The organism is Williamsia limnetica (assembly GCF_003217475.1).
Taxonomy (GTDB): domain Bacteria; phylum Actinomycetota; class Actinomycetes; order Mycobacteriales; family Mycobacteriaceae; genus Williamsia; species Williamsia limnetica.
In genome coordinates, this window is record NZ_QJSP01000012.1 from 49549 (window position 1) to 74115 (window position 24567).

Sequence of the window (24567 nt, forward strand, 5' to 3'; positions counted from 1 at the left end):
TGGCCGGTACTGTTGTCGGTTGGTACGCGACCGCCTCAAATCGGTGTAGTCGAGGCCTGGGTCCCCACTGGTCGCCAGGAACAACCTCTGCCGCATGCCCGACCAGCTCCATCCGATCAGACAGAGGACTATCTGTGCCTACTTACACCCCGAAGGCCGGTGACATCACCCGTACGTGGCATGTCATCGATGCCACCGACGTGGTGCTCGGCCGCCTCGCCGTGCAGAGTGCAACGCTCCTGCGCGGGAAGCACAAGCCGACCTACGCACCCCACATGGATGGCGGCGACTTCGTCGTCATCATCAACGCCGAGAAGGTTGCCGTCAGCGGAAACAAGCGCGACGACAAACTGCTCTACCGTCACTCCGGTCATCCGGGCGGCCTGAAGTCCCGCACTGTCGGTGAGACCATCGCTACCCATCCGGAGCGCCTCGTCGAGAAGGCGATCATCGGGATGCTCCCGAAGACCAAGCTCGGCAACGCCATGGCCTCCAAGCTCAAGGTGTACGCCGGCCCGAATCACCCCCACGTGGCTCAGCAGCCCGTCCCCTTCGAGATCACCCAGGTTGCCCAGTGACGGCGCCGGAGGAGCAGAACGTGTCCGATCAGACTGATGTCGCCGCAGAAGAAGTTGTGGCCGAAGAGGTTGTTGCCGAGTTCGGTGCGGACGACTACTCGGTCGACGACAGCGTCGACGCCGAGCCTGCCGTCACCCGCGCACCGGTCGATTTCGATCGTCCGATCCAGACCGTCGGCCGTCGTAAAGAGGCCGTCGTCCGCGTCCGGATGTCGCCGGGATCCGGCGAGTTCAAGCTCAACGGTCGCACCCTGGAGGAGTACTTCCCCAACAAGGTGCACCAGCAGCTGATCAAGGCTCCGTTCGTCACGGTGGAGCGCAGCGATACATTCGACATCGCCGCAAACCTCCACGGTGGAGGCCCGTCGGGACAGGCAGGCGCTCTGCGTCTGGCCATTGCCCGTGCGCTCATCGAGGTCACCCCGGATGATCGTGGTGCCCTCAAGAAGGCCGGCTTCCTCACTCGTGACCCGCGTGCGGTGGAGCGCAAGAAGTACGGCCTGAAGAAGGCCCGTAAGGCATCGCAGTACAGCAAGCGCTGATTTCTTTCCAGGGCCCGCGAGCACCAAGGCGGTCTTGGGCACAGGCAGGCGTTCAGGATTCACTGGACGCCTGCCTGTTGCTTTTTGCAGGCGTACTCACCGGCCACGGGGCCACCGATCGAACGCGTGAAGATCTCGAAGAAAGGAATGGTCGATGGGGCGACTGTTTGGAACCGACGGAGTCCGCGGGCTGGCCAACGCCGACCTGACGCCGGAGTTGGCGTTGTCGCTGGCCGAGGCCGCTGCCCGGGTGCTTCCCGCCGAGGGCGCGGGGGGCGGCAAGCGCCCGGTCGCCGTGGTCGGCCGCGACACCAGGGCATCCGGTGAGATGCTGGAAGCGGCGGTGTGTGCGGGGCTGACTGCCGCGGGCGTAGACGCCGTCCGGGTCGGGGTCGTCCCGACCCCGGCTGTGGCCTACCTGACCGATTTCTACGACGCCGCATTCGGCGTCATGATTTCCGCGTCTCATAACCCTATGCCGGACAACGGCATCAAGTTCTTCGCCGCGGGTGGACACAAACTCTCCGATGCCGCAGAGGACGCGATCGAAGCGGCCGCGGGGGCCGCGGTCGTGCGACCTACCGGTGCTGCGGTGGGGCGGGTTCGCGATGCTGCGGACGGCATCGACGCCTATCTCGATCATCTGTCCGGCGTCGTCGACGTGAACCTCAAACCCGTGACCGTGGTCGTCGACTGTGCCCACGGTGCGGCGTACACCGCGGCGCCACGGGCGTACCGCAGTGCCGGCGCCACCGTCATCGCGCTCAGCGCCGATCCTGATGGCGAGAACATCAATCTCGACTGCGGCTCAACACATCTGGACCAAGTCCGTGCCGCAGTTCTCGACTACGGAGCCGATCTCGGTTTGGCCCACGACGGAGATGCCGACCGGTGCCTGGCCGTTGATGCCACCGGTGCCGTCGTCGATGGCGATGCGATCATGGCCGTTCTTGCCAGCGCGATGAAGGATGCAGGCAGCCTCAAAGACAACACCCTGGTCGCGACCGTGATGAGCAACCTGGGCCTGCACCTGGCGATGACCGCTGCGGGAATCACCGTGCGCACCACCGCGGTCGGTGACCGATACGTGCTCGAGGAACTCCGATCGGGCGGGTTCTCCCTCGGCGGAGAGCAATCAGGACACGTGGTCATCCCATCCCACGGCACCACCGGTGACGGCATTCTCACGGGCCTGGCCCTGATGGGCCGCATGGCCGGCACCGGGAAGTCGTTGGCGGAGCTGGCCTCGATCATGAGCGCACTGCCGCAGGTGCTGATCAACGTCCGCGTAGCCGACAAGAATGTCGTGGCGGAAGCGGAATCCGTCCGCGCGGCCGTCATCGAGGCCGAAGCGGAGCTGGGTGCAACGGGCCGGGTCCTGCTGCGTCCTTCGGGTACCGAGCAATTGGTGCGTGTGATGGTAGAGGCGGCCACCGCAGACCAGGCGCAGTCGGTCGCGGCGAGGATCGCAGCTGCTGTCGAGGCTGCCTGACTCGTCCGCCGCCGCGGGCGTGTGGCGCCCTCACCGTCCACTGACGACCTTTCCAACCGCTGCGGTCCGAACACGGAACCGTCCCGGTCCGCGATGCGTCTGATCCACGGGAGGATGAGATGACTGAGCAGACCAGAGTGGACCCTGAGGCGTTGCGGAAACTGGGCAACGCCTTTGGCCAGACAGCATCGTCAGTGGACATCGCCGCGACGGAGTTCGTCGACTGCGACTTCGGAGCGCATATGGGCAGTCGTTACGGCACCCACTCGATGGACTACGCCGCAGGCGTCCTTGCGGTCGTGAGGTCGGTGAGCGCACTTTCGCAGTCGTCGCGAACGTTCGGCGATGCCCTGACCGCAGCGGCCGACACACTGTCGGACCAGGACTCGACGAACGCGACCGGGTTCGTCGGTGGCGATCCGGGGCGCGCCGATGGGTAATGCGCCTGCGCCATCGGTGAGTGCTCTCGATGAGGAATTGCTGGCGGCGCGCGAGGTTGCCAGGGGAAGCGTCTGCTTCTTCGACAATGTCGCGCCGCTGGCGCGGCAGGTGGGCATCGAGGCACTCCCGGCTTTCGAGGCGTTCAGGTCGCGATTCTCCGAAACCGAGGACATCAACACACATCGACTGCGTGCTGATGGGCTGATCCTGCAGAACGTGCACACCACCGCCGCAGCGCAGATCGCCTACCAGCACGAGCAGGAGGCGGTGCTCGTCGACTGCTGGCCAGACGGATCCGGAACCGTTGCCCGCCGACAGTTGCTGGCACACCTGCCCCGGGCCGACGCAGACCTGACGTTGCTGGGGGAGCTGGCATCCGGATTGCTCGTTGCCGCGGACTGCATCGACATCGCACGCCTCGCCAAGTTCAGCGCGATCGGCACCATCGACGCGAACATCCTGCTGGGTATGCCGATCAGCGCGTGGACCGCCATCGTCGAATCGCTCGCCGCCGCTCCGCGAGAAGAATTGCGTGCGGCGATCACCGCGGCGGTCGACCTGTTCACCTGTGCGGTGAACACCTGTGATCAGGCGGTCGAGGCGGTTCTGGTCGGAGTCTGCACGGGTCTGCAGGGGGTCGACACCGCCCCGTACCCGAGCGGTCAGCAGAGCCCGTGCGCTCCGCCTCCCTGCCCTGAGGTGGCTCCCGGTCCCGTGTGTGCCGACAGCGGCCCCGATGTGCCGGGTGCATCCGGTGGGTCTGGAGCGTCGGGCGGATCATCCTCGAGCAGCGGTGTGCCGACGGGGACGGTGAGCACTGCGTCAGCGACTCCGCTGGCGCCCGCCACTCCTCCTGCTCCGATTTTCGAATCCCGGCCAGCGTCGGTGATAGCGTCCGGATCCGGTGCTGTCACAGGTCAATTCGCTGCTTCCTACGCTTCGTCACCCGGTGGCGCCGAGCTCACCGGCATCTTGGCCCCGCTGGCCGGAGCGATCGGCCAGGTGCTGACCGGAGCGATGATCGGGATCGTCGAAGCCGTGGCGTCCGCTCACTCCGACATCCAGGGTGAACCGCCGGCCCACGCAGACCCCGGCGCCTCACCACCCGCTGGGCCCCCGGATGAGGAATCGGGTACGCCGAAAGAGCGGGCGACACCGGGGGAGACGGCGACGCCGGGGCCGAACGGACCTGCGGACCGAGCATCCGATGACTGCCCATCGGAGTCGGAGGGGTCGGGTGATCCTGTCGCGATCGGTCCGGCCGATGCAACAGCACCCACGGGGAACCCGGCCGTGGTGCGGGATCCGCCGCCCGTTGCGCAGGCGCCGCCCGGTGCCGGGGATTGTCCGGTGCCGCTGGGTTCTCCGGGAACTGCTCCCGGCGGGCCGGCCCCGACTCCACACCCGGCGCGACTGTCGGAGCCGGAGCCGGGCACGCAGGTCGCGCCACAGGCCGCCGACCAAGGCCAGCCGGCACCGGGAGACGAAGGTGTTCTGGCCCTGGCCGGTGACCAATGAATCCGCCGGGTGATCGATGAGTATCTCGGATCTCTTCGACGCGATCGCCGAACGCGCACGGACGGACACAGAGGCCGCGGTGCGCACCTATCGCAACCGACAGCGGGCTCTCGAGGAACGACTACGAATCGCAGCGGAAAACGCGGACCGTCGCCGCGGGAGTACTCGTGAAGCGATCGCGGCCCGAGGTGTAATCCTGTTGCCGGCCGACGACATCGATCTCAGTCCGCATACGCCCGCAGCGGCCGCTCCCGTTGGCGACGAATCACGGCCGGCCCTGGACAACTACCAGGAGGACAACGACCAGGAGGGCAACGATCACGAGGACGTCGATCAGGAGGACGCAGACGACTTCTCGTTCTCGAACGGCTGGCTCACCGACCGGTGAGCCACAGGCGAAACTACTTCCGCAGTAGTCGGGTCAGCGGATCGATCAGATCTTCTGCGCCCGGGGGAAGTGCGTCGGGGTCCACGGTCAGGAGCTTGCCGAGTCCGGCATCGGGGTCACTGAACGGGGCGTACTTGCTGTCGTCGGTCAGCTGATGGAGCAGGAACCCGGTCAGCACACCTCGGCTGATCTTCTGGGTCTTCCTGTCGTTGCCGCCCGCGCCGAGCCTGGACCGCACACTGAAACCCTCGGCAAGACCTCGATTCTCGGTTCGCGGCGCCATCCGGAGGACGGCAGGATCGGAGCCGAGGGCGCGCCGCAATGCGAGCGCGTTGGATGTCATCGACTCCAGCTCGCCCGGCGCGACGATGATCAGAGCAGGAATCGTGACCTCACGCGCAGCGGGCAGGACCGCGCTGCTGGTCGGCGCCGGGAAGAGTGCGGCCAGTGCTTTCGCCCGACGGCTCCGCGCAGCGGCCAGAGTTGCGGCCGACGCGCCGAAACCGTGGCCGGCCAGACCCAGTCGATCTTTGTGCACGGTGATGTTGCCGGCGCCCAGCCGGACCTCGCTGATCACGGACAACGTCGTCTCGAGGTCGGCGGCCAGCCCCTGATCCGACGCCAACAGGCCCTTCTCGGTGGTCGGAGCTGCGGCGACAATGCCCCACGACGCCAGATGCGCCAGGGTCTTGTAGTACTGCTTGGCGCCCGTGAGCCAGCCGTGGCCGAATGCGATCCCGGGGAGGTCTTTCCCTTCGGCGGGGGTGTAGAGGGTGCCGGGTAGTCCGACGATCGCCATGTCGCCGCGCAGAACCTTGTGCGGTCCGGTCTTGGACAGCTGCGAAAGGAGCTTCTTGGGGTTGGCCACCATCTGACTCTAGGGGATCGTGCTACCGACCGGCAGCACCCCCGGCCCCTACCCTGTGTATTTTGACGGACCACGCGATTCACCGCGCATTCGGCGCGTGAACTTGGCAGAGTAATCACCATGGATGCCAATGAGATCCGCAGTGCCTACCTCTCGCTGATGGCCGAACGCGGCCACACCGTGATTCCCCGGGCGCCGCTCGTGCCCAAAGACGACCCCACCACGCTGTTCACGGGCAGCGGGATGCAGCCGCTTCTCAAGTATCTGCTCGGTGCCGAACACCCCTCGGGAAAGAGGCTCGCCGACTCGCAAACCTGCCTGCGGTCCCAGGACATCGAAGAGGTCGGCGACAACCGGCACACCACGTTCTTCGAGATGCTCGGGAACTGGAGTCTCGGTGATTACTTCAAGAGCGAGCAGATCCCGCTGTTCTGGCATTTCCTCACCGAGGTCGTCGGCCTCGACCCCAATCGCATCTACGTCACCGTGTTCTCGGGTGATCCCGCGAACGGCATCCCGCGCGATGACGAAAGCGCCGACATCTGGACCGAGTTGTTCACCAAGGCGGGGGTTTCCGCCGATCGCGTGGTGTTGCTGACCGAAGAGCACGGCAACGAGGTCGGCAACCAGGGCGCCCGGATCGCGTATTACAGCGACAAGAACTGGTGGTCGCGGTCGGGCGGGCCCGACACGATGCCCGTCGGCGACCCAGGTGGGCCCGACAGCGAGGTCTTCTACTACTTCCCACAGGTCGAACACGACACCGCGTTCGGTAAGTACCCACACCAGAACTCCGACGGTGGGCAGTACATGGAAATCGGCAACTCGGTCTTCATGCAATACGCCAAGACGGTGGAGGGCTTTGCCGAATTGCCCAAACTGAACGTCGATTACGGCGGCGGGCTCGAACGTATCGCGGCCGCATCCATCGACAGTCCCGACGTGTACCGGATCAGCCTGCTGTGGCCGATCGTGCAGAAGATCGAGGAACTGTCGGGGGTCGGCTACGACGACAACACCGTGGCGATGCGCGTCATCGCAGACCACATCCGTGGAGCGGTCTTCCTCGCGGTGGACGGCGTGGTGCCGTCGAACAAGGAACAGGGTTACGTGATGCGCCGCCTGGTGCGCCGGGCCATCCGGTTCGCCCACCAGCTCGGGGTCCAGGACAATCTGCTGACGCAGCTCGTGCCGGTTGTCGCCGATCTCTACACCGAGGCCTATCCAGAGGTCGCCGAGCGCCGCGAGACCGTGATCGCCGTGCTGGAGAAGGAAGAACGATCCTTCCGTCGAACCCTCGGTAAGGGTTTGCGAGAACTCAAGCGCCTCGGTAAGACCGGCGAGACGGTGACCGGTAAGGATTTGTTCAAGTTGTCCGACACCTTCGGCTTCCCGGTCGAATTGTCCGCCGAAGAAGCCGTGACCCGCGGGATGCCGATGACCGTGAACTGGCGGGCGGAGTTCGACGGGGAGATCGAGGCGCAGCGTGCCCGTTCGCAGGCGTCAACCAAGCTCGGAGCCACCGTCGACTGAGTGAGGGCCGCCGGGAGGCTCGGGGGCGTCCGGCTGCCCCGGGGCGACCCGGGGTGACTGGCCGCCCGACTCGGAACCGAGACCCTGCGGATCGGCGACGCTCGCGAGGCGGATGTCCAGCTCGCTCTTCCACTCCCGTCGCACCTGCTGGTCGAGTGCTTCGAGCCGCTCGACCAGCGGAGGATGTTGCGTAGGTGGCGTGCTGGCCTGCAACGTGAGCAGAAGCGACCGCAGTCTGCGCTGCACCTGTGTCGAATTGGTGCTGAAGTGGCGGATCTCGTCGGTGGCGAGCGAGACATAGTCGTTCCACGTCCGCCGGTAGCCGTGCACCCGCGACATCATCTCCAATGTCCGGTCGCTACGTACCCGCGGAGCGAGAAGAAGCAGCAGGTCTTCGAGATGGTCGATGGCCTGGACGGCGCGCCCCGGGTCGTTGATGGCGGGCGACAGGGCTTTGAGGGCGACGTCCACGATGGCCTGCAAGGCGGCCGACGGACTGACCGCCGGGCGGTGCGCATCGCCGAAACACATGGTTGCCAGCAATTGTCTCTGCCTGAGCTCGCTCAGGTCGTCGGGGAGGCCGTACACCGCGAACAACGGGGCCTCGTAGGCCACGAAGTCTCCGATGCGGGGCAGGACGTCGAGCTGTACCCCCCACCGTGTCCCGAGCCGTTGCAACTGAGGCAGATTGATGGCCACGAGAACCCGGCCCTTGGACGGCAGCCGGCGCAGTCGGACGAGGGTCATCGGGGCATCGGGATCGACGATGCCGTAGGAGGGGGTCGGTGCCGCGACGCTCGCAGCGCCCGGGTCCGAGGACGCGTCGATGAACGTCCGTTTGATCGTCTTGTGACCTTCGTCGGCAATCCAGCTGAGCAACCTGGTGGAGTTGAGTATCCGACCCACCTTGCTGACGAGCACCACGAACATGATCGCGCTGGCGAAGGCGAGGAAGAGCGCGAACGCACCCGACGCGATGGGCGCCCTGTTGTCTTGAGATGCCATGTCCGAGGCGACGATCAGCGAATAGACGAAGGTCGCGAGGAATAGTCCGTTCGACCACCGCATGATCGGATCCTGCTGCAGGACAGGGACCACCCGAACCGATACCTGGGTCGCACCGAATTGCATGGCCAGCGTCGTCGCCGTGAAGACCAGACCGGTCAGGGTGATCATCCCGCCGGCGATCGCGCTGAGCAGGGTGGCCATGGTTCCGGTGTCGACGGCATCGGAGGCCGTCGCCTCGTCGATGGCGCCGAAGACCCCCGTCATCGCCACAGCCAGGAAGATCAGAAGCACTGGCAGCCGCCAGATTCGCACGGAGCCCAGCCGACGTCGGGTGCGGCGCCACCGCACCCGATCGCTGATGAGCCGTCCGAGATCGGCGAGCACGCCCATCGTTGGAGGCTACTCCCTGGTCGTGGCGAGTTTGATCATCTGACCGGCGGTGGCGTTGGGCAGGTAGGCGCGGGTGAGGGCGACACCGATGCGCGGTAGGTCACCTTCGTCCCGGAAGCACATGTACACAGGTTCGTACCGGGGCTGGAACTTCATCTTGAACGCGTGCAGGGACCGGAAGCCGTAGAACGGTTCCATCGCCGCACCCATCATGTCGAGCATTCGGTCCATCGCGACGACCTCGCTGGTGTCGTCCTCGGCCCGCGCGAGCGGTGCCCCGGACAGCGAGAGGATCTCGGCACCTTCGGCTTTGAAGGCGAGGGCCGAGCTGGCGATGAGAAACTCGATACACGGTCGGAAACCGTCATCGCGACGGCGCATCACATCGAGCGTCCAGCCACGCATGGTGTCCCCGCTGCCGAAGACAGGGAGCCACGACAACACGCCGTGGACCGACCCGGTGTCGTCGATGGCCAGGGCCACCCGCACCTCGGGGTCGAGTGCCTCTTCGACACTGCCGAGTGTGAAACCCATCTCGGGGAGTCCTTTGTCCCCGACCCACTCCTCGGAGATCGCCCGAACCTGGGCCACCACGGCGAAGGGTTCGTCCTTCAATGTCGTGAGTTTGAAGGCGATGCCCTCTTTCTTCGCCCGGTTGAGGGCCGACCGGATGTCTTGCCAGGGCTTGCCTTTGAAGGCCAGCGTCGGCAGGTCGATGATGGTGTCCTCGGCGATCTGCAGGGTTCGCCAGCCCATGCCGCGGGCGATGGAAGCAGTGGCCTCACTGACGGAGAACCAGCACGGGATCCGAGCGCTGTTGTCGGCCATGTCGGTGAACTCGCGGATGGTCTCCTCGAGTTTCTCAGGTGCGCAGACGGGATCGGCCAACGCGAGCACAGTGCCTGCGGGACGCTGATAGCCGATGACGCCTTCGCCGTCCTTGGTGAACGCGTATTGGTTGTTCTCCCACGTGATCATCCAGCTCATGGTGCTACCGCCGTACTTCTTCAGCAGGCTGCGGACCTGCTCGGCGGGATTGGATCCACCCATGCCCGCCATGGCTTTCCGGCTGTTCAGCGGGACCGTGAACGCATATCGGCCACCGAACAACAGGGTCAGCTCCACGATCCAGAGCAGTCCGGTACCGACGGTGACCGCGCCCTTGCCCTCGAAACTCGAGGTGATGACGGCGATGAGTACGAGCACCAACAGAGCGATGTACAGCACCCCGTAGACGACGGTGACCCACCAGGCCCACTTGCGGCCTCGGCGTAGTTGATCGGCGATGAGCAGCACGATCAGGACGCTGACTATCGAACCCCAGCTGAGGCTGTCGTTCGAGTCCGTCGGCCCGAACGGTCCGTCGCCGGGGAAGACGGCGACCGCGATGTTGACGACTCCGATGAGCACCAGTCCGAGGAAGCTGATCATCCGGATTTCTTGGCGGGTTCGGGGCAGCACGCCCGACTCGCTCTTGCTGAAGAACCGTTCGCCGATGATCAACATGACCACGACGGCGATCAGGTGGGTCACGTCCGCGAGCTTGCCCTCGAAGAGGAACGAGATGGCCACGTAGGCAAGGAGAACGGCTCGCACTCGTAGCCGCCATGGCGACTTGAGCGTGGCGCTTGCGGCGGCGATCGCCGCGACGATGGCAGTCGTGACGCCCACATCCCGCACTTCTGCGAGGTGATCGACCCATGCCCAGCTGGTCGGTCGGAAGACGGCGATGAACGCAATTGCGCCGAGCACGCCGATGAGTTGTCCGGCGATCGTGACGAACGCGACCCGGACGGTGCCCAGAAGCCATTCACTCCAGCCCACGAAGATCGCGAAGAGCAGTGTGATGAAGAGATAGCTCAGCGGGCTGGACTTGAACAGCATGCCCGACAGCGGGGTCCACCACTTGCTCTCCGCCAGCGGTGGGTAGCCGTAGGCGATGTCGTTGAACCAGCTCTTGTCGCCGACTGTCTCCCACAGCGCGCCGGTGACGATGCCGATGACGATGATCGCCACGACGACGGTGGTCGTGAACGGCACCTTGCGGGCCGTCCAGGTGATGGCGCCGAGAACCTTGGCGAGGGGCGATGGGGCCGCCGGCTCGGACGGGGGTGCCTCGCTGGGGATGTCGGTCGTGCTCATCGGCGCCTTTCGGTGGTTACAGACGGGCGAGCTGTGGAACTCGCTGTGCGGTGTGAGTGTGCGAGCGGTGTGCGGAATGTCGCTCTGTGTGCGAATTATTCCCTAGTTCACGGCAAACCCAGGCGTTTGCCGAGCCAGGGCATCTCGAGTTTGAGTCCGGCCGACCAGACAGCGAACGAATGCCCGCCCGGGACGGTGTCGAAATGGACGTCCATCCCGGCGGCCTGGGCTGCCTGGAACACCTGGGTGAGGCCGGGCCGGTACTCGGCGTCGTCCTTGCCGACGACGAACGCGCCTGCGACCCCGGGGAACTGCTTCGTCTTCATGATGTCCATCGGATTGACGGCGGTGAACTTCGCGGAGTCGCCACCGAAGGCCTGGTCGACGGTGCGTTTGCGATCACCGAGCGTCGGCTCGAGCTGCCCGGACATGTCGAGGAACGTCGGGTAGATCTCGGGGTAATTGGTGGTCATCTGCAGCGAACAGGTGCCGCCGTAGGAGAGGCCGCCGATGGCCCAGGCCTTGGGGTCGGAGTCGACCTGCAGGTTCTGCTTGGTCCAGTCCGGGACATCTTTGGCGAGGTAGGTGGCCACGTTGCCCAGTTTCGAGTCCATACAGAGTGGGTTGGCGAGCTCGTCGCCGGTGGCGTCGGCGACCACCACGACAGGGGACAGACCTTCGTTGGCGGCGGCGTACTGGTCCATGGTCTGGGTCAGTCGACCGCCCACGAGCCAGTCTTCGGGGGCACCGGGCTGTCCGGCCATCAGGACCAGCACCGGGAGCAGGGGACGCGGTTCGGTGAAGTATGCGGGCGGCAGGTAGATCTTCGCGGGTCTGGCGTTGAAGTTCGAGGTGGCGCCGGGGATCGGTGCGGTGATGACGGCGCCCTCACCGGGAAGGCTGCTCGGCTTCTTCCACTGGCCCAGCTCGACGGTCTTGATGTCGTTGTTGCGGGCTTCGTCGAGGGAGATCGTCTTGACGTTGTTGATCCCGACCACCGACCCGACTGTCGGATATTCGCTGAAGTGGTCGTTGATCTGCGAGAAGGCCATGGTCACCGCGAACACGGTGGCCAGCACAGTGACGATCCGGCCGAGGACGCCGCTCCCTCGGATGAGCCTGGGAACGAGGAGCAGGACCGCGAACACCGCGAGACCGCCCCAGACGTAACAGTTCAGCGGGATCGGGTCGGCGAACAGCTTCCACACGTCTTCGATGAGCCATTTGGCCAGCACCACCAGAAGTATCGAGACAACGGCCGCGAGAGGCACCACGTACAGCAGATAGACCTTCTGGAACAGCAGGATCAGCCATGCCAGTCCCAGGATCCCCAAGATCAAGATGGTCCACGGCAACCAGCCGTCGAGCACCGATGTTTCCCACAGCCAGTTCATGCGTGTCCTTCGGTGCCCTTGATCGTCGTTGAGCCTGCAGGAAAAAGGTACCGGCTAAGTGCGCGGAATACCTGGTTACAGAAGGGAAATGGAGCAATTGCCATTCATGCCCTGATGCGGCAGACACGCCAAAAAAACGTCCACCGAAACTCGGTGGACGTTTGACACTGACTGTGGGTGGGTGTGAGACCACCGGTGGTGGAGGACATACGGATCGAACGTATCGAAGGCGTCCCAACCGACGCATCCCCCTCGACTCCTGCGGGCTCTCACCCGCGAACTCAAGAGTGCGCTCACTGTAGCTTACATCTTCATTTCGTGTCATCTCGAAACGCGAAGTTCATGCCGAGCTTTCGGATTCTGTCCTGCCCGAGGCGGCAAGTACCCTGTAGCACTATGTGTGGAATCGTCGGATACGTGGGCAAACGCGATGCTCTCGAGATTGTTGTCGAGGCACTGCGACGGATGGAGTACCGCGGGTACGACTCGGCCGGCGTCGCCATCCTCGACGGGACCGGACACACCGCGGTGGAGAAGAAGGCCGGGCGGCTCGAGAACCTGGACAAGGAACTCGCCACCCTGGGCCGCGACGCCTTCGTCGGCACCACCGGCATGGGACATACCCGTTGGGCCACCCACGGCCGTCCGACCGACCGCAACGCCCATCCCCACACCAGCATCGACGGCAAGATCGCCGTCGTCCACAACGGGATCATCGAGAACTTCGCCGTCCTGCGCAGCGAGGTCGAGAAGGCCGGTATCGAGTTCAGCTCCGACACCGACACCGAGGTCGCGGTCCACCTGATGGCACTGCAGTACGCGTCGGGCCCGACCGCCGGTGACTTCGTCGCGAGTGCGTATGCGGTGCTGGGCCGGCTCGAAGGTGCGTTCACGCTGGTCTTCACCCATGCCGATCACGCGGACACGATCGTCGCCGCCCGTCGCTCGACACCGCTGGTCGTCGGGGTGGGGGTGAACGAGATGTTCGTCGGTTCCGATGTCGCCGCGTTCATCGAACACACCCGAGAAGCGGTCGAACTCGGGCAGGACCAGGTGGTGGTCATCACTGCCGATACGTACGAGATCACCGACTTCACCGGCAACACGGAGCCCGGCAGGCCGTTTCACATCGACTGGGATCTCGCCGCCGCGGAAAAGGGTGGTTACGACTACTTCATGCTCAAGGAGATCGCCGAGCAGCCGCAGGCGCTCGCCGACACCCTGCTCGGGCATTTCGAGAACGGTCGGATCATGCTCGACGAGCAGCGTCTGACCGATGACGACCTGCGCGACATCGACAAGATCTTCGTCGTCGCATGTGGCACCGCCTACCATGCCGGTCTGCTGTCCAAATACGCCATCGAGCACTGGACGAGGCTTCCCGTCGAGGTCGAACTGGCCAGCGAGTTCCGGTATCGCGATCCCGTTCTGGATCGCTCGACCCTGGTCGTCGCCATCTCGCAGTCCGGTGAGACCGCGGACACCCTGGAAGCCGTGCGGCACGCGAAGGAGCAGAAAGCCCGCGTCCTGGCGATCTGCAACACCAACGGGGCGCAGATACCGCGCGAGTCCGACGCGGTGCTCTACACCCACGCAGGGCCTGAGATCGGCGTTGCATCGACGAAGTGTTTCCTCGCGCAGATCACCGCGACCTATCTGGTCGGGCTCGCGCTCGCCCAGGCGCGCGGCACCAAGTACCCGGACGAGGTCGCCCGCGAGTTCGCGGCACTCGAGGCAATGCCTGCCGCCGTGGAGAAGGTGCTCGAGACGGTCGAACCGGTTCGGGAGCTGGCTCGCAGCCTGGCCGCCAGTCCCACCGTCCTGTTCCTCGGACGGCACGTGGGCTATCCGGTGGCGCTCGAGGGTGCACTCAAACTGAAAGAGCTGGCGTACATGCACGCCGAGGGATTCGCTGCAGGCGAGCTCAAGCACGGGCCCATCGCGCTGATCGAAGACAACCTCCCGGTCATCATCGTCATGCCGTCACCCACCGGCCGCGCGGTGCTGCATTCGAAGATGGTCAGCAACATCCGTGAGATCCAGGCCCGTGGCGCCACCACGATCGTCATCGCCGAGGACGGCGACGACACCGTGGTCGACGTGGCCGACCACCTGATCCGGATCCCGCAGGTGCCGACCCTGCTGCAGCCGCTGGTTTCCACTGTGCCGCTGCAGGTCTTCGCTGCTGCGGTCGCTCAGGCCAGGGGCTACGACGTGGACAAGCCTCGAAACCTGGCCAAGTCCGTCACCGTCGAATAGGGCACGACCACAGACCATGATCGGTTACTTCAGTGCGGAGCAGATCCGGTCCGCCGAAGAGGCGACCGGTGACCTGCTCGAACGCGGTGTGCTGATGGGTCGGGCCGCGCACGCGGTCGCAGAAGTCGTTGCGGCGGAATTGAGATCGCGCAGCGGCGGATGCTACGGCCGCAGCGTCGGTGTGCTGACGGGTGCCGGCGACAACGGGGGAGACGCGCTGTACGCCGCAGCACTGCTCCGGCGTCGCGGTGTCCGGGTCGAAGCTGTTCTCCTCGGTGGAGACCGGACGCATGCCGCTGGATTGGAGAGCTTTCGGCGGTCTGGCGGGCGTGTGGTCGAGAGTTTCTCTGCCGGAATCGATCTGGTGATCGACGGTATCGTCGGCTTGAGTGGGAAAGGTTCGCTCAGGCCTGCGGTGGCAGCCCTCGTCGAGTCCCTCACGGCGCCGATCGTGTCGGTGGATCTTCCGTCCGGGGTCGACGCGGACACCGGACAGGTGAATGTCCCCGCGGTCCGCGCTGCGGTCACGGTCACGTTCGGGGCGCTTCGGATCGCACACGTACTGGCGGCGCCGCAGTGTGGCCGAATGGTATTGGCCGACATCGGGATCGACGCCCACGAGCCGACGCTGCGACAACTGACCGATGCCGAGGTCGCCCACCTGTGGCCCGTTCCCGGCCCGTCCGACGACAAATACAGTCAGGGTGTGGTCGGGATCGTCGCGGGCTCGGCCCGGTATCCGGGTGCGGGCGTGTTGTGCAGCGGCGCAGCGGTTGCTGCCACATCCGGGATGGTTCGGTACGCCGGAACCGCAGGGCCGCAGGTACTGTCGCAGTATCCGGAGGTTATCGCCACAGAAGAGCCCGAAGATGCGGGCAAGGTGCAGGCCTGGGTGATCGGACCGGGTGCCGGCACCGAGGACACCGGTGTGCGGCGGCTGAGGTACGTGCTGGACACCGACGTGCCCGTGCTGATCGACGCGGACGGATTGACATTGCTGGCGCGGCATCGTGAGCTCGTCGTCGGGCGCAGCGCCCCGACTCTGCTCACACCGCATGCGGGGGAGTTCGCCCGCATCACCGGTACAGAGCTGGGAGCGGACCGGGTCGAGGCCGTCCGCGGGCTCGCCGCTGAACTGGGCGTCACGGTGTTGCTCAAGGGCAGGGCCACGCTGATCGCCTCACCGGACGGCGACGTGCTCGTCAACGACGCAGGGTCATCGTGGGCTGCGACTGCCGGCGCGGGCGACGTGCTCTCGGGTGTCGCGGGCAGCCTGCTCGCCTCGGGGATCCCGGCACCGCTGGCGGCTGCGGCCGCCGCGCGGGTACACGCCCTCGCTGCGATCGCGGCCTCCGCGGGGTCGGTGTCGAAGACCGCCGGGGGAGCGCCGATCGGGGCGTCGGCACTGGTGCGTGCGGTGTCGCCGACGCTGCGGGTGTTGCTGTCCGGGAAGACTCGTGACGACGCGGCCCCGGCCGGATGGGAAGATGGCAGACGATGAACTCTCCTGCGCTCGAAGCACACGTCGATCTCTCCGCAGTGGCCCACAACGTCGAGATATTGCGGTCACACACGACTGCGCAGGTGATGGTGGTCGTCAAGGCCGACGGGTACGGGCACGGCGCCGCGCAGGTGGCGCGGGCCGCACTCGCCGCCGGTGCAACAGAACTCGGCGTGGCGACGATCGACGAGGCACTGGCCGTACGGCGCGACGGGGTCGGCGCTCCCATCCTGGCGTGGATGCACAGTCGTGGGTCCGACTTCGCGGGTGCAATCGACGCAGACGTTCAGATCGGCGTCTCCTCACCCCGCCAACTCGATGCAGTTGTCGCCGCAGCACGGGTGGCGCGGCGTCCGGCCGCGGTGACGGTCAAGATCGACACCGGCCTGGCGCGTAACGGGGTAGCGCCTGCGGAATGGGATCAGCTCGCCGCGGGGCTGGCGAAAGCGGTTGCGGAGCAATCGATCGTCCTGCGCGGCGCCATGACGCATCTGGTCCGCGGCGACGAACCACGGCATCCCGAGAACGATCTGCAGGCGCAGCGCTTCGACGAGGCCGTCGCCGATCTGATCCGGGTGGGTGCACGTCCGCAGGTACAGCACATCTCCAACTCGGCCGCGACCCTGATGAGGCCGGACCTCGCTCGTGACCTGGTTCGGCCGGGCATAGCCGTCTACGGCCGTTCTCCCGCGCCTGATCGCGGCGACTTCGGTTTGCGGCCCGTCATGACCCTATCCGCCGAGGTGCTGTCGCTGAAGAAGATCAAAGCCGGACAGGGGGTTTCGTACAGTCACACATGGGTTGCGCCCCGTGACACCACCGTCGCGCTGTTGCCGGCCGGCTACGCGGACGGCGTACCCCGACTGATGTCGGGCCGCCTTCGGGTACAGATCAACGGCCGCGGTTTCCCCGGCGTCGGCCGCGTGTGCATGGACCAGATGGTGGTCGATGTCGGGCCCGACGGCGGTGGTGTCGCCGAGGGCGATCGGGCCATCCTGTTCGGTACGGGTGCCGGAGGAGGACCGACCGCGCTGGATTGGGCCGAGGCCATCGGATCGATCGACTACGAGATCGTGTCGGGCATCCGGGGTCGTACGGTGCGTACCTACAGCGCTGAACCCGTCGGCACATCCGACACCGGTTCACGCAGTACCCAGGGCATCGGGGCTCCCTAGATGGAGCGATCCGGACGACTCGAGATCCTTGCCGGTACGGCCGGGGTGGCAACACTCGGAGCCCTGGCGGTGGGTGCCGCCGTGCGATCGATCACCCGTCGCACACCGACATCTGTGGATCCGAACTCCATCGAGGATTTCGGCCTGATCTACGACGACCACGCGAGTATCGTCGTCGCCGATGACGGTGTGCCGCTGGCCGTCCGAGAGGTCGGCCCCTCGGACGCCCCTGTGACCGTTGTCTTCGTCCACGGATTCTGCCTCCGGATGTCGACGTGGCATTTTCAGCGGCGTGATCTCGCCGAGCAGTGGGGTGACGACGTCCGGATGGTTTTCTTCGATCATCGCGGTCACGGTGAGTCGGGACAGGCCTCGCCGAAGTCCTGCACCATCCCGCAGATGGCCGCCGACATCGAAGCAGTCCTGCGGTCGGTGGTGCCCGTGGGGCCGGTCGTACTCGTCGGGCACTCGATGGGCGGTATGGCGGTGATGGCTCTGGCCAGCAGACGTCCGGAGTTGTTCGGTACCAGGGTGATCGGCGTCGGTTTGGTGGCCTCGTCAGCGCACGGTATTGCCGAGGCCGGATTGGGGCGAGGGTTGCAGAACCCCCTCGTCGACGCCTTCCGGCTGTCGGTGCGGCAGGCGCCCCGGGCCGTGGAGGCAGGCCGGGGGCTCACCAGACTACTGATGGCTCCGGTGCTGACGGCCGGGAGCTTCGGCTCGACCTTCCATTCCCCGGCGGTCGCCGAGTTCACCGAATCGGTGATCCAGCGCACCCGGATCGACACCGTCGTGAACTTCTTGCGGTCGTTGGAGGAGCACGACGAGACCGCAGGCTTGGTGGTGCTGTCGGGCATCGACACCATGGTGGCGTGCGGGTACGAGGACAAGGTGACACCGCTGCCGAACTCGGTTGAGCTGCACAACAAACTGGGTCCGAACTGTGAGCTCATCGGAGTGGCCGAATGCGGTCACATGGTGATGCTGGAAAATCCTGCGGTGATCACGGCGGCGATCGACGCGCTGGTCCAGAGGGTCGGCGGGCAGTGAACTCAGAGATCTCGGGAAGTTCCGACGACCGCCCACCGGTGGATCTGCCGCATCGACGGCAGCTGCCCACCGTCGAGGACACCGAGGCGTTCGGCCGAGAACTGGCCACCGAGCTCGCGGCGGGTGACCTCGTCATCCTCGACGGCCCGCTGGGTGCGGGCAAGACGGCGATGGCGCGGGGGATCGGGGCAGGTCTGGGAGTGCAGGGCCGGATCACCTCGCCGACGTTCATCATCGCCCGTGAGCATCGGGCAGGGGTTCCGGGGCGGCCGGCGATGATCCACGTCGATGCCTACCGTCTCGGCGATCTCGCCGAACTCGATGCGCTCGATCTCGATACCGACCTCACCGACTCGGTGGTCGTCGTCGAATGGGGCGAGGGTGTCGCAGAACGGCTCGCCGGGAGGCATCTGCTCATCCGGCTGATCCGCGACCTCGACACCGACGAGCGATCCGTCGACTACGGCTGGCTCCCCCGATGATGGGTCGTTCTGGCGGTGCCCACCTGGGCTTTCGCTCGCCAGAAGAGCACATCATCGGGGTCTGGGTCGTGCGCGGGTAGGCTGGCTGATCGTGCTTGTGCTCGCCATTGACACCGCAACCCCGGAGGTCGTCACCGGGGTTGTCGAGGTGACCGACGATGTCGGTCCGGTTGTCCGGTCCGAGCGCAGGGAACTGACCACGCGCGGCCACGCCGAGATCCTGACGACCCGCATCCTGGAGTGCCTCGCCGAGGCCGGGATCGCACGCCGTGAGCTGGATGCGGTGGTCGTAGGTCAGGGCCCGGGGCCGTTCACCGGCCTGCGGGTCGGGCTGGCGACGGGAGCCGCCTTCGGCGACGCCCTGGGAATCGGAGTTCATGGCGTCTGTTCCCTCGACGCAATCGCGCTGCAGGAACCAGATGTCCGATCGCTGCTCGTCGTCACCGACGCTCGTCGCCGCGAGGTCTATTGGGCTCGATTCGTCGACGGGGTGCGGACACACGGCCCAGACGTGCTGGCGCCTGGTGAGTTGGCCGACCACCTGGCCGGCGAGAGCATCGACGCGGTGGCCGGGTCGCCCGGCCACACCGCGCTGTTCGGTCTCCCTGCCCGTGGTGCCAGCGCGCCCACTGCCGCAAGCCTGGTGCAGGTGGCGTTGCCCAACCTGGTGGCGAGTGTGGTCCCGGGACCGCTCACGCCGCTGTACCTGCGGCGGCCCGATGCCGTTGAACTCAAGGACCGTAAGAAGTGATCAGTGACCTGAGGCCCCGCGACGCCGCGCGCTGCGCCGCACTGGAGGCCATCCTGTTCGCCGGGGACTCGCCATGGCCTGCAGATGCGTTCCGCAGTGAAATGCTGGCCCCGCACAATCATTACTTCGCAGTGCGCGACGACGAGACACTGATCGGATACGCCGGCATCTCCGTGCTGGGTCCCACGGACCATCCGGAGTGCGAAATCCACACCATCGCAGTCGATCCCGCCTACCAGGGCCGCGGACACGGACGTGAACTCCTCCTGGCGCTCCTCGAGGTCGCCGACCGGCACCGGGCCGAGGTGTTCCTGGAGGTGCGCACGGACAACGACACCGCGATCGAGATGTACCGCCGTAACGGGTTCGAGCAGGTCGGCGTTCGCAAGCGGTATTACCAGCCCAGTGGGGCCGACGCCTACACGATGCGCAGGCCGGCGGTCGGGATCGCCGCGGCAAAGGAGCAACTCGCATGATCGTTCTCGGAGTCGAGAGCTCCTGCGACGAGACCGGAGTCGGAATCGTCAGGTGGAACGCCGATCACACGACGACGCTGCTCGCCGACGAAGTGGCGTCCAGCGTCGACGAGCATGCCCGGTACGGCGGGGTGGTGCCCGAGGTGGCGTCCCGGGCGCATCTCGAGGCCATCGTGCCCACCATGCGTCGAGCCCTGACAGCGGCCGACATCACGGTTCCCGACGCCATCGCAGTGACCATCGGTCCGGGTCTGGCCGGTGCGTTGCTCGTCGGTGTGGCGGCGGCGAAAGCCTATGCGGCCGCGTGGGATGTGCCGTTGTACGCCGTCAACCACCTCGGTGGTCACGTCGCGGTCGACACGCTGGAACACGGACCGATGCCGGCGTGTGTGGCCCTTTTGGTCTCCGGTGGGCACACACACCTACTGCACGTCACCGACCTGGGCGCGCCGATCGTCGAGCTCGGGACCACGGTCGACGATGCGGCGGGAGAGGCGTTCGACAAGGTCGCGAGACTGCTCGGGCTGGGCTTCCCCGGCGGGCCGGCGCTCGATGCTGCTGCTCGACTAGGTGATCCGAACGCCATCAGGTTTCCCCGGGGCATGACGGGTCCCCGGGACGCACGCAACGACTTCTCGTTCAGTGGTCTCAAGACCGCCGTCGCCCGTCACGTCGAGAAGTGCAGGCGCGATGGGATCGAGCCGCCCGTCGCCGACATCGCCGCGTCGTTCCAGGAAGCCGTCGCCGACGTACTGACCATGAAGGCGGTGCGTGCCTGCGTCGACGTCGGCGTGGACACCCTGGTACTCGGGGGCGGGGCCACCGCCAACTCCCGCATCCGATCGATGGCACAAGAACGTTGTGCTGCAGCAGGCATCACGTTGCGGGTTCCGAAGCCGCGACTGTGCACTGACAACGGGGTGATGATCGCAACGCTCGGCGCCCACGTGATCGCCGGTGGCGCGCAGCCGTCGGAACTCACGGTCGCCACGGACCCCGGGTTGTCGGTCCAGGTCAGCAGCTACTGACCCCGGTTGGTTCTCGGTGAACCCCTGACAGCGCCGGTGTGGTGGGCGCATGCTCGAGGCAGACCACGGAGGGCCGGCGATGACGAACACACCAGGCGATCAGCAACTCAGGACCCAGCTGCACGAGGTGCGGAACTCGGTGGCGTCGGGTTGGGCGGCCAACATCGATCACATCGAGCAGCGGGGCGCCAGGGTCACGGACCTGATGCTCGACGCCATCGGACCGGAGCCCGGCCAGCGCATTCTCGAGCTCGCGTGCGGAACCGGTGCCACCGGTCTTGCCGCGGCGCGCCGGTTTGGTCCCGGGAGCATGGTGACTGTGTCGGATGTGGCGCCTGACATGGTGGCGGTGGCTGCCGAGCGCGCCGCGGAACAGGGTGTCACCAACGTCGCTACGACGGTGCTCGACATCGAGCAGATCGAGATGCCCGACGGGGTGTTCGACGCGGTTCTCTGCCGAGAGGGGCTGATGTTCGCGGTCGATCCGGGGCGCGGACTCGCCGAGATCCGTCGTGTCCTCACGCCACGGGGCCGGGTGTCGGTGGCGGTCTGGGGTGTGCGCGAGAAGAACCCGTGGCTCGGGGTGTTGTTCGATGCGGTCAGCGCAGAGATGGGGTTCGCGGTACCGCCACCTGGCCTGCCGGAGCCGTTCTCGCTGTCTGATCCGGGCCGTCTGCGTGAATTGTTCGTCGCTGCGGGTTTTCTCGACGTCACCATCACCGAGGTCTACGACCCGTTCGTCGCCCCTGACTTCGAATCGTGGTGGGTGCGGGTGTCGGCGATGTCCGGCCCGCTCGCGACGATGCTGAAAGCGATGAATCCCGACATGGCACAGTCGCTGACCGGACGGCTCCGGGAACTGGTTGCTCCCTACGAGACCGATGCCGGCGTCGAATTGCCCGGACTGGCAATGGTTGCCTGCGCATACCGAGACTGAACTCGTGGGGCCGTCCTCAATGCGAGGTGGCGGCAGGGGTGTCCAGTTCTGTTGCGCCGCAGAGTGATCCCGATGTGCAACCGTCGGCCTCTGCGCGCAGGATTGCGCGCTGTACGGGCTTTGCCGAGTCGTAACGGTTTCGGCCTTCGGCGGTGAGTTCGGTGAACACCGATCGACGGTCTCCGGCACACATCGATCGCTCGACCAGCCCGTCTTTTTCCAGACCCGCAACGAGGCGGGACAGTGCGCTCTGGCTCAGGTGTACGAGTCCGGCGAGCTCGCTCATACGCATCTTCGCATTGTCGGCAGCGGCGAGGAGTTCGAGCACCTCGAACTCGCTGTTGGAGATCTCGTGGGACGACTGCAACGCGCGATCGAGGTCGCACTCGAGACGGTGATAACGCACCGAGAGCGTGTGCCAGGCCTTGGCCAGGTCATCGTCGCTTCGCTGCGGGTCGGACATAGGGGCATTCTATCAGATGCAAAGGAATTAATGTCGTCTGCATTTTATGTAGACACATTAGATGCAGATGCATATAGTTCTCGCCATGACCGTCGACCTGAACAGACAGCGACCACCCGACAAGCCCTCCGACTCAGCGCGGACGCCCGATCACGTGACCTCGGCCGGAGGCTGGAGTGCGAGGGTCTGGCTGCTGCTGGTGGTGCTGGCAGGCGCCCTGTTCCTCGATGGCCTCGACGTGTCGATGGTCGGGGTCGCGCTCCCGTCCATGGGCGGCGACCTGGGCATGGACCAGACCCAGCTCCAGTGGATCGTCAGCGGTTACGTGCTGGGGTACGGGGGTTTGCTCCTACTCGGCGGCAGGGCCAGTGACCTGCTGGGACGACGAACGGTGTTCCTCGCCGCGTTGGCGGTGTTCGGTGTGGCCTCGGTGGTCAGTGCCGCCACGGAGATCGATTCCCTGATCATCGCGTTGCGCTTCGTCAAGGGCGTGGCCGCAGCGTTCACCGTCCCCGCCGGATTGTCCATCATCACGACGACCTTCGCCGAAGGGCCCGCACGCAACAAGGCGCTCTCGATCTACACCGTCTGCGGTGCCAGCGGATTCTCACTCGGACTCGTCTTCGGCGGACTGCTCACCGAGTTGTCCTGGCGCGCAACGCTGATCTTCCCGGGCCCGGTCGCAATAGCACTGCTCGTGGTCGGCGCCCGGGTGATACCGACCTCGCCGCGAAAGCCCTTCAACTGGGCGCACTTCGACGTCGTGGGTGCGCTCACGAGTACCGCCGCGCTGCTGACCCTGGTCTATGCGGTCGTGCAGGCACCCGAGGTCGGGTGGTCGGCGCCGTCGACGATCGTCCTGTTCCTGGTCGCGGTCGTGCTGTCGGCGACGTTCATCGCCGTTGAAATCCGGCACCGTCATCCATTGCTACGCCTGGGTATTCTGCGCTCACTCACCCTCGTACACGCCAACCTGGCGGCGGCGGCGATGTTCGGTGGATACGTCGCGTTCCAGTTCGTGGTCACGCTGTACCTGCAGGATTCGCTCGGATGGTCGCCGATCCAGATGTCTCTGGGGTTCTTGCCTGCCGGACTGCTGGTGGTCGCGAGCGCCTTCTTCATGGACCGGATCCTGGACCGGATCAGTACCCGCATCCTCATCGCGGCGGGCTTCGTGGCGTTCCTTGTCGGGTACCTGTGGTTCCTGCGTGTCGAACCAGGTGCCAGTTACGTGGTGTTCCTGCTCCCCACGATCGTTTTCCTCGGTCTCGGATTCGCCATCACCTTCCCGTCCGTCAACTCCCAGGCCACCGCCGGCGTCTCCGACGACGAGCAGGGCCTGGCGTCGGGACTGGTGAACACGAGCATCCAGATCGGCGGCGCTCTCATGATGGCCGTGATCACCGCCATCCTCGGCAGTGCCGAGCCGGGCAGGCCGGGGGAGCTGATCGGCGGCATGGTCCCGGCGATCACCGTGATCGCGGCACTGACCGTGGTCGCACTGCTCGGAACGCTCGTGGTCCTGCTGTTCGAACGTCGGTCTGCCGCCAGGGACAGGGCGAGGGTGGTCTCAGGATGAGACGTTTGCACCCTGCGACCTTGAGTGCTGGCACTCGCATGTATAGAGTGCTAGTCGGCACCCAGTGAGGTTCCGGCACCCGCGACGACGGGACCGATCCAGGCGCCATATACGTGTAGACACAGCTAACTCAGGTCCGGTCATCATCGGACCCGAACTACCCCGAAAGTGGAGGCTCACATCGTGGCGAGCGTGAACATCAAGCCGCTTGAGGACAAGATCCTCGTTCAGGCCAATGAGGCTGAAACGACGACTGCGTCCGGCCTGGTCATCCCCGATACGGCCAAGGAAAAGCCGCAAGAGGGCACCGTCGTCGCCGTTGGCGAAGGACGCGTGAACGAGCAGGGCAACCGGATCCCGGTCGACGTCAAAGAGGGCGACACCGTCATCTACAGCAAATACGGCGGCACCGAGATCAAGTACTCCGGCGAGGAGTACCTGATTCTCTCGGCGCGTGACGTGCTGGCAGTCATCTCCAAGTAACTCGGTTCTTCGAGCAATCGAGGCACGAGTTGGACAACCGCCCCGGCGTCCCCATGCGGGGGTTGCCGGGGCGGTTCTGTTTTCCTCAC

The 24567-nt window shown here is 65.9% G+C and carries 23 protein-coding genes; 18 read left to right on the forward strand and 5 right to left on the reverse strand.

Annotation, left to right across the window (positions count from 1 at the left end):
* Positions 1-134 precede the first annotated feature (134 nt).
* From rplM to DFR67_RS19865, 6 genes are all read left to right on the forward strand, one after another.
* The gene (rplM, locus tag DFR67_RS19840) at positions 135-578 is read left to right on the forward strand and encodes a 50S ribosomal protein L13 (RefSeq protein WP_084838382.1); all 444 of its coding nucleotides are present in this window, start codon (positions 135-137) and stop codon (positions 576-578) included.
* Complete coding sequence (gene rpsI, locus DFR67_RS19845) at positions 575-1120, forward strand: 30S ribosomal protein S9 (RefSeq protein ID WP_110471234.1); 546 nt, start codon at positions 575-577, stop codon at positions 1118-1120. The genes rplM and rpsI overlap by 4 nt, the downstream gene beginning before the upstream one ends.
* Positions 1121-1274: 154 nt before the next feature.
* Positions 1275-2612 (forward strand): phosphoglucosamine mutase, encoded by a 1338-nt coding sequence (glmM, locus tag DFR67_RS19850; RefSeq protein WP_110471235.1) that lies wholly within the window; start codon positions 1275-1277, stop codon positions 2610-2612.
* A gap of 119 nt (positions 2613-2731) precedes the next feature.
* Positions 2732-3052: a type VII secretion target gene (locus tag DFR67_RS19855; protein WP_110471236.1), complete on the forward strand. Its 321-nt coding sequence runs from the start codon at positions 2732-2734 to the stop codon at positions 3050-3052.
* Complete coding sequence (locus DFR67_RS19860; protein ID WP_146240487.1) at positions 3045-4571, forward strand: hypothetical protein; 1527 nt, start codon at positions 3045-3047, stop codon at positions 4569-4571. The genes DFR67_RS19855 and DFR67_RS19860 overlap by 8 nt, the downstream gene beginning before the upstream one ends.
* A gap of 16 nt (positions 4572-4587) precedes the next feature.
* Positions 4588-4959, forward strand: coding sequence for a hypothetical protein (locus tag DFR67_RS19865; protein ID WP_110471238.1), 372 nt, complete (start codon positions 4588-4590; stop codon positions 4957-4959).
* A 13-nt stretch (positions 4960-4972) separates the two neighbouring features.
* Here DFR67_RS19865 and DFR67_RS19870 read toward each other — a convergent pair whose 3' ends face one another.
* Complete coding sequence (locus tag DFR67_RS19870) at positions 4973-5830, reverse strand: dienelactone hydrolase family protein (protein ID WP_110471239.1); 858 nt, start codon at positions 5828-5830, stop codon at positions 4973-4975.
* Positions 5831-5947: 117 nt separating this feature from the next.
* On the opposite strand from DFR67_RS19870, the gene DFR67_RS19875 reads away from it, so the two are divergent.
* On the forward strand, positions 5948-7360 hold the full coding sequence (locus DFR67_RS19875) for an alanine--tRNA ligase-related protein (protein ID WP_110471240.1): 1413 nt from the start codon (positions 5948-5950) through the stop codon (positions 7358-7360).
* On the opposite strand, the gene DFR67_RS19880 is transcribed toward DFR67_RS19875, so the two are convergent.
* From DFR67_RS19880 to DFR67_RS19890, 3 genes are all read right to left on the reverse strand, one after another.
* Positions 7331-8758 (reverse strand): DUF2254 family protein, encoded by a 1428-nt coding sequence (locus tag DFR67_RS19880; RefSeq protein ID WP_110471241.1) that lies wholly within the window; start codon positions 8756-8758, stop codon positions 7331-7333. The genes DFR67_RS19875 and DFR67_RS19880 overlap by 30 nt on opposite strands.
* 9 nt (positions 8759-8767) lie before the next feature.
* Positions 8768-10900, reverse strand: coding sequence for a bifunctional lysylphosphatidylglycerol flippase/synthetase MprF (locus DFR67_RS19885; RefSeq protein ID WP_110471242.1), 2133 nt, complete (start codon positions 10898-10900; stop codon positions 8768-8770).
* Between the two features lie 107 nt (positions 10901-11007).
* A complete protein-coding gene (locus DFR67_RS19890) occupies positions 11008-12294 on the reverse strand; it encodes an alpha/beta hydrolase (RefSeq protein WP_110471243.1) in 1287 nt (428 codons plus the stop codon).
* Positions 12295-12690: 396 nt separating this feature from the next.
* On the opposite strand from DFR67_RS19890, the gene glmS reads away from it, so the two are divergent.
* From glmS to DFR67_RS19935, 9 genes are all read left to right on the forward strand, one after another.
* On the forward strand, positions 12691-14553 hold the full coding sequence (gene glmS, locus DFR67_RS19895; RefSeq protein ID WP_110471244.1) for a glutamine--fructose-6-phosphate transaminase (isomerizing): 1863 nt from the start codon (positions 12691-12693) through the stop codon (positions 14551-14553).
* Positions 14554-14569: 16 nt separating this feature from the next.
* Entirely contained in the window at positions 14570-16054 is a 1485-nt protein-coding gene (locus DFR67_RS19900; protein ID WP_110471245.1) for an NAD(P)H-hydrate dehydratase, read from the forward strand.
* The gene (alr, locus tag DFR67_RS19905) at positions 16051-17229 is read left to right on the forward strand and encodes an alanine racemase (RefSeq protein ID WP_110471246.1); all 1179 of its coding nucleotides are present in this window, start codon (positions 16051-16053) and stop codon (positions 17227-17229) included. The genes DFR67_RS19900 and alr overlap by 4 nt, the downstream gene beginning before the upstream one ends.
* Positions 17230-18279, forward strand: a complete 1050-nt coding sequence (locus tag DFR67_RS19910; RefSeq protein WP_110471247.1) for an alpha/beta fold hydrolase — start codon at positions 17230-17232, stop codon at positions 18277-18279.
* Positions 18276-18761, forward strand: coding sequence for a tRNA (adenosine(37)-N6)-threonylcarbamoyltransferase complex ATPase subunit type 1 TsaE (gene tsaE / locus DFR67_RS19915; RefSeq protein ID WP_245938054.1), 486 nt, complete (start codon positions 18276-18278; stop codon positions 18759-18761). The genes DFR67_RS19910 and tsaE overlap by 4 nt, the downstream gene beginning before the upstream one ends.
* A 91-nt stretch (positions 18762-18852) precedes the next feature.
* Positions 18853-19512: a tRNA (adenosine(37)-N6)-threonylcarbamoyltransferase complex dimerization subunit type 1 TsaB gene (gene tsaB / locus DFR67_RS19920; RefSeq protein WP_110471249.1), complete on the forward strand. Its 660-nt coding sequence runs from the start codon at positions 18853-18855 to the stop codon at positions 19510-19512.
* The gene (rimI, locus tag DFR67_RS19925; protein WP_110471250.1) at positions 19509-19988 is read left to right on the forward strand and encodes a ribosomal protein S18-alanine N-acetyltransferase; all 480 of its coding nucleotides are present in this window, start codon (positions 19509-19511) and stop codon (positions 19986-19988) included. The genes tsaB and rimI overlap by 4 nt, the downstream gene beginning before the upstream one ends.
* Positions 19985-21016 (forward strand): tRNA (adenosine(37)-N6)-threonylcarbamoyltransferase complex transferase subunit TsaD, encoded by a 1032-nt coding sequence (gene tsaD / locus DFR67_RS19930; RefSeq protein ID WP_110471251.1) that lies wholly within the window; start codon positions 19985-19987, stop codon positions 21014-21016. The genes rimI and tsaD overlap by 4 nt, the downstream gene beginning before the upstream one ends.
* 79 nt (positions 21017-21095) lie before the next feature.
* The gene (locus DFR67_RS19935; RefSeq protein ID WP_158539998.1) at positions 21096-21953 is read left to right on the forward strand and encodes a class I SAM-dependent methyltransferase; all 858 of its coding nucleotides are present in this window, start codon (positions 21096-21098) and stop codon (positions 21951-21953) included.
* 16 nt (positions 21954-21969) lie between these two features.
* Here DFR67_RS19935 and DFR67_RS19940 read toward each other — a convergent pair whose 3' ends face one another.
* A complete protein-coding gene (locus DFR67_RS19940; RefSeq protein WP_110471253.1) occupies positions 21970-22416 on the reverse strand; it encodes a MarR family winged helix-turn-helix transcriptional regulator in 447 nt (148 codons plus the stop codon).
* Positions 22417-22501: 85 nt separating this feature from the next.
* Between DFR67_RS19940 and DFR67_RS19945 the strand changes: the two genes are divergently transcribed.
* Together DFR67_RS19945 and groES are read left to right on the forward strand one after the other, a co-directional pair.
* Entirely contained in the window at positions 22502-23995 is a 1494-nt protein-coding gene (locus DFR67_RS19945) for an MFS transporter (RefSeq protein ID WP_245938055.1), read from the forward strand.
* A 183-nt stretch (positions 23996-24178) separates the two neighbouring features.
* Positions 24179-24478 carry a co-chaperone GroES gene (groES, locus tag DFR67_RS19950; RefSeq protein ID WP_030171070.1) on the forward strand — a complete coding sequence of 100 codons (300 nt, stop codon included), beginning with the start codon at positions 24179-24181 and terminating at the stop codon, positions 24476-24478.
* The last annotated feature ends 89 nt before the right edge of the window (positions 24479-24567 follow it).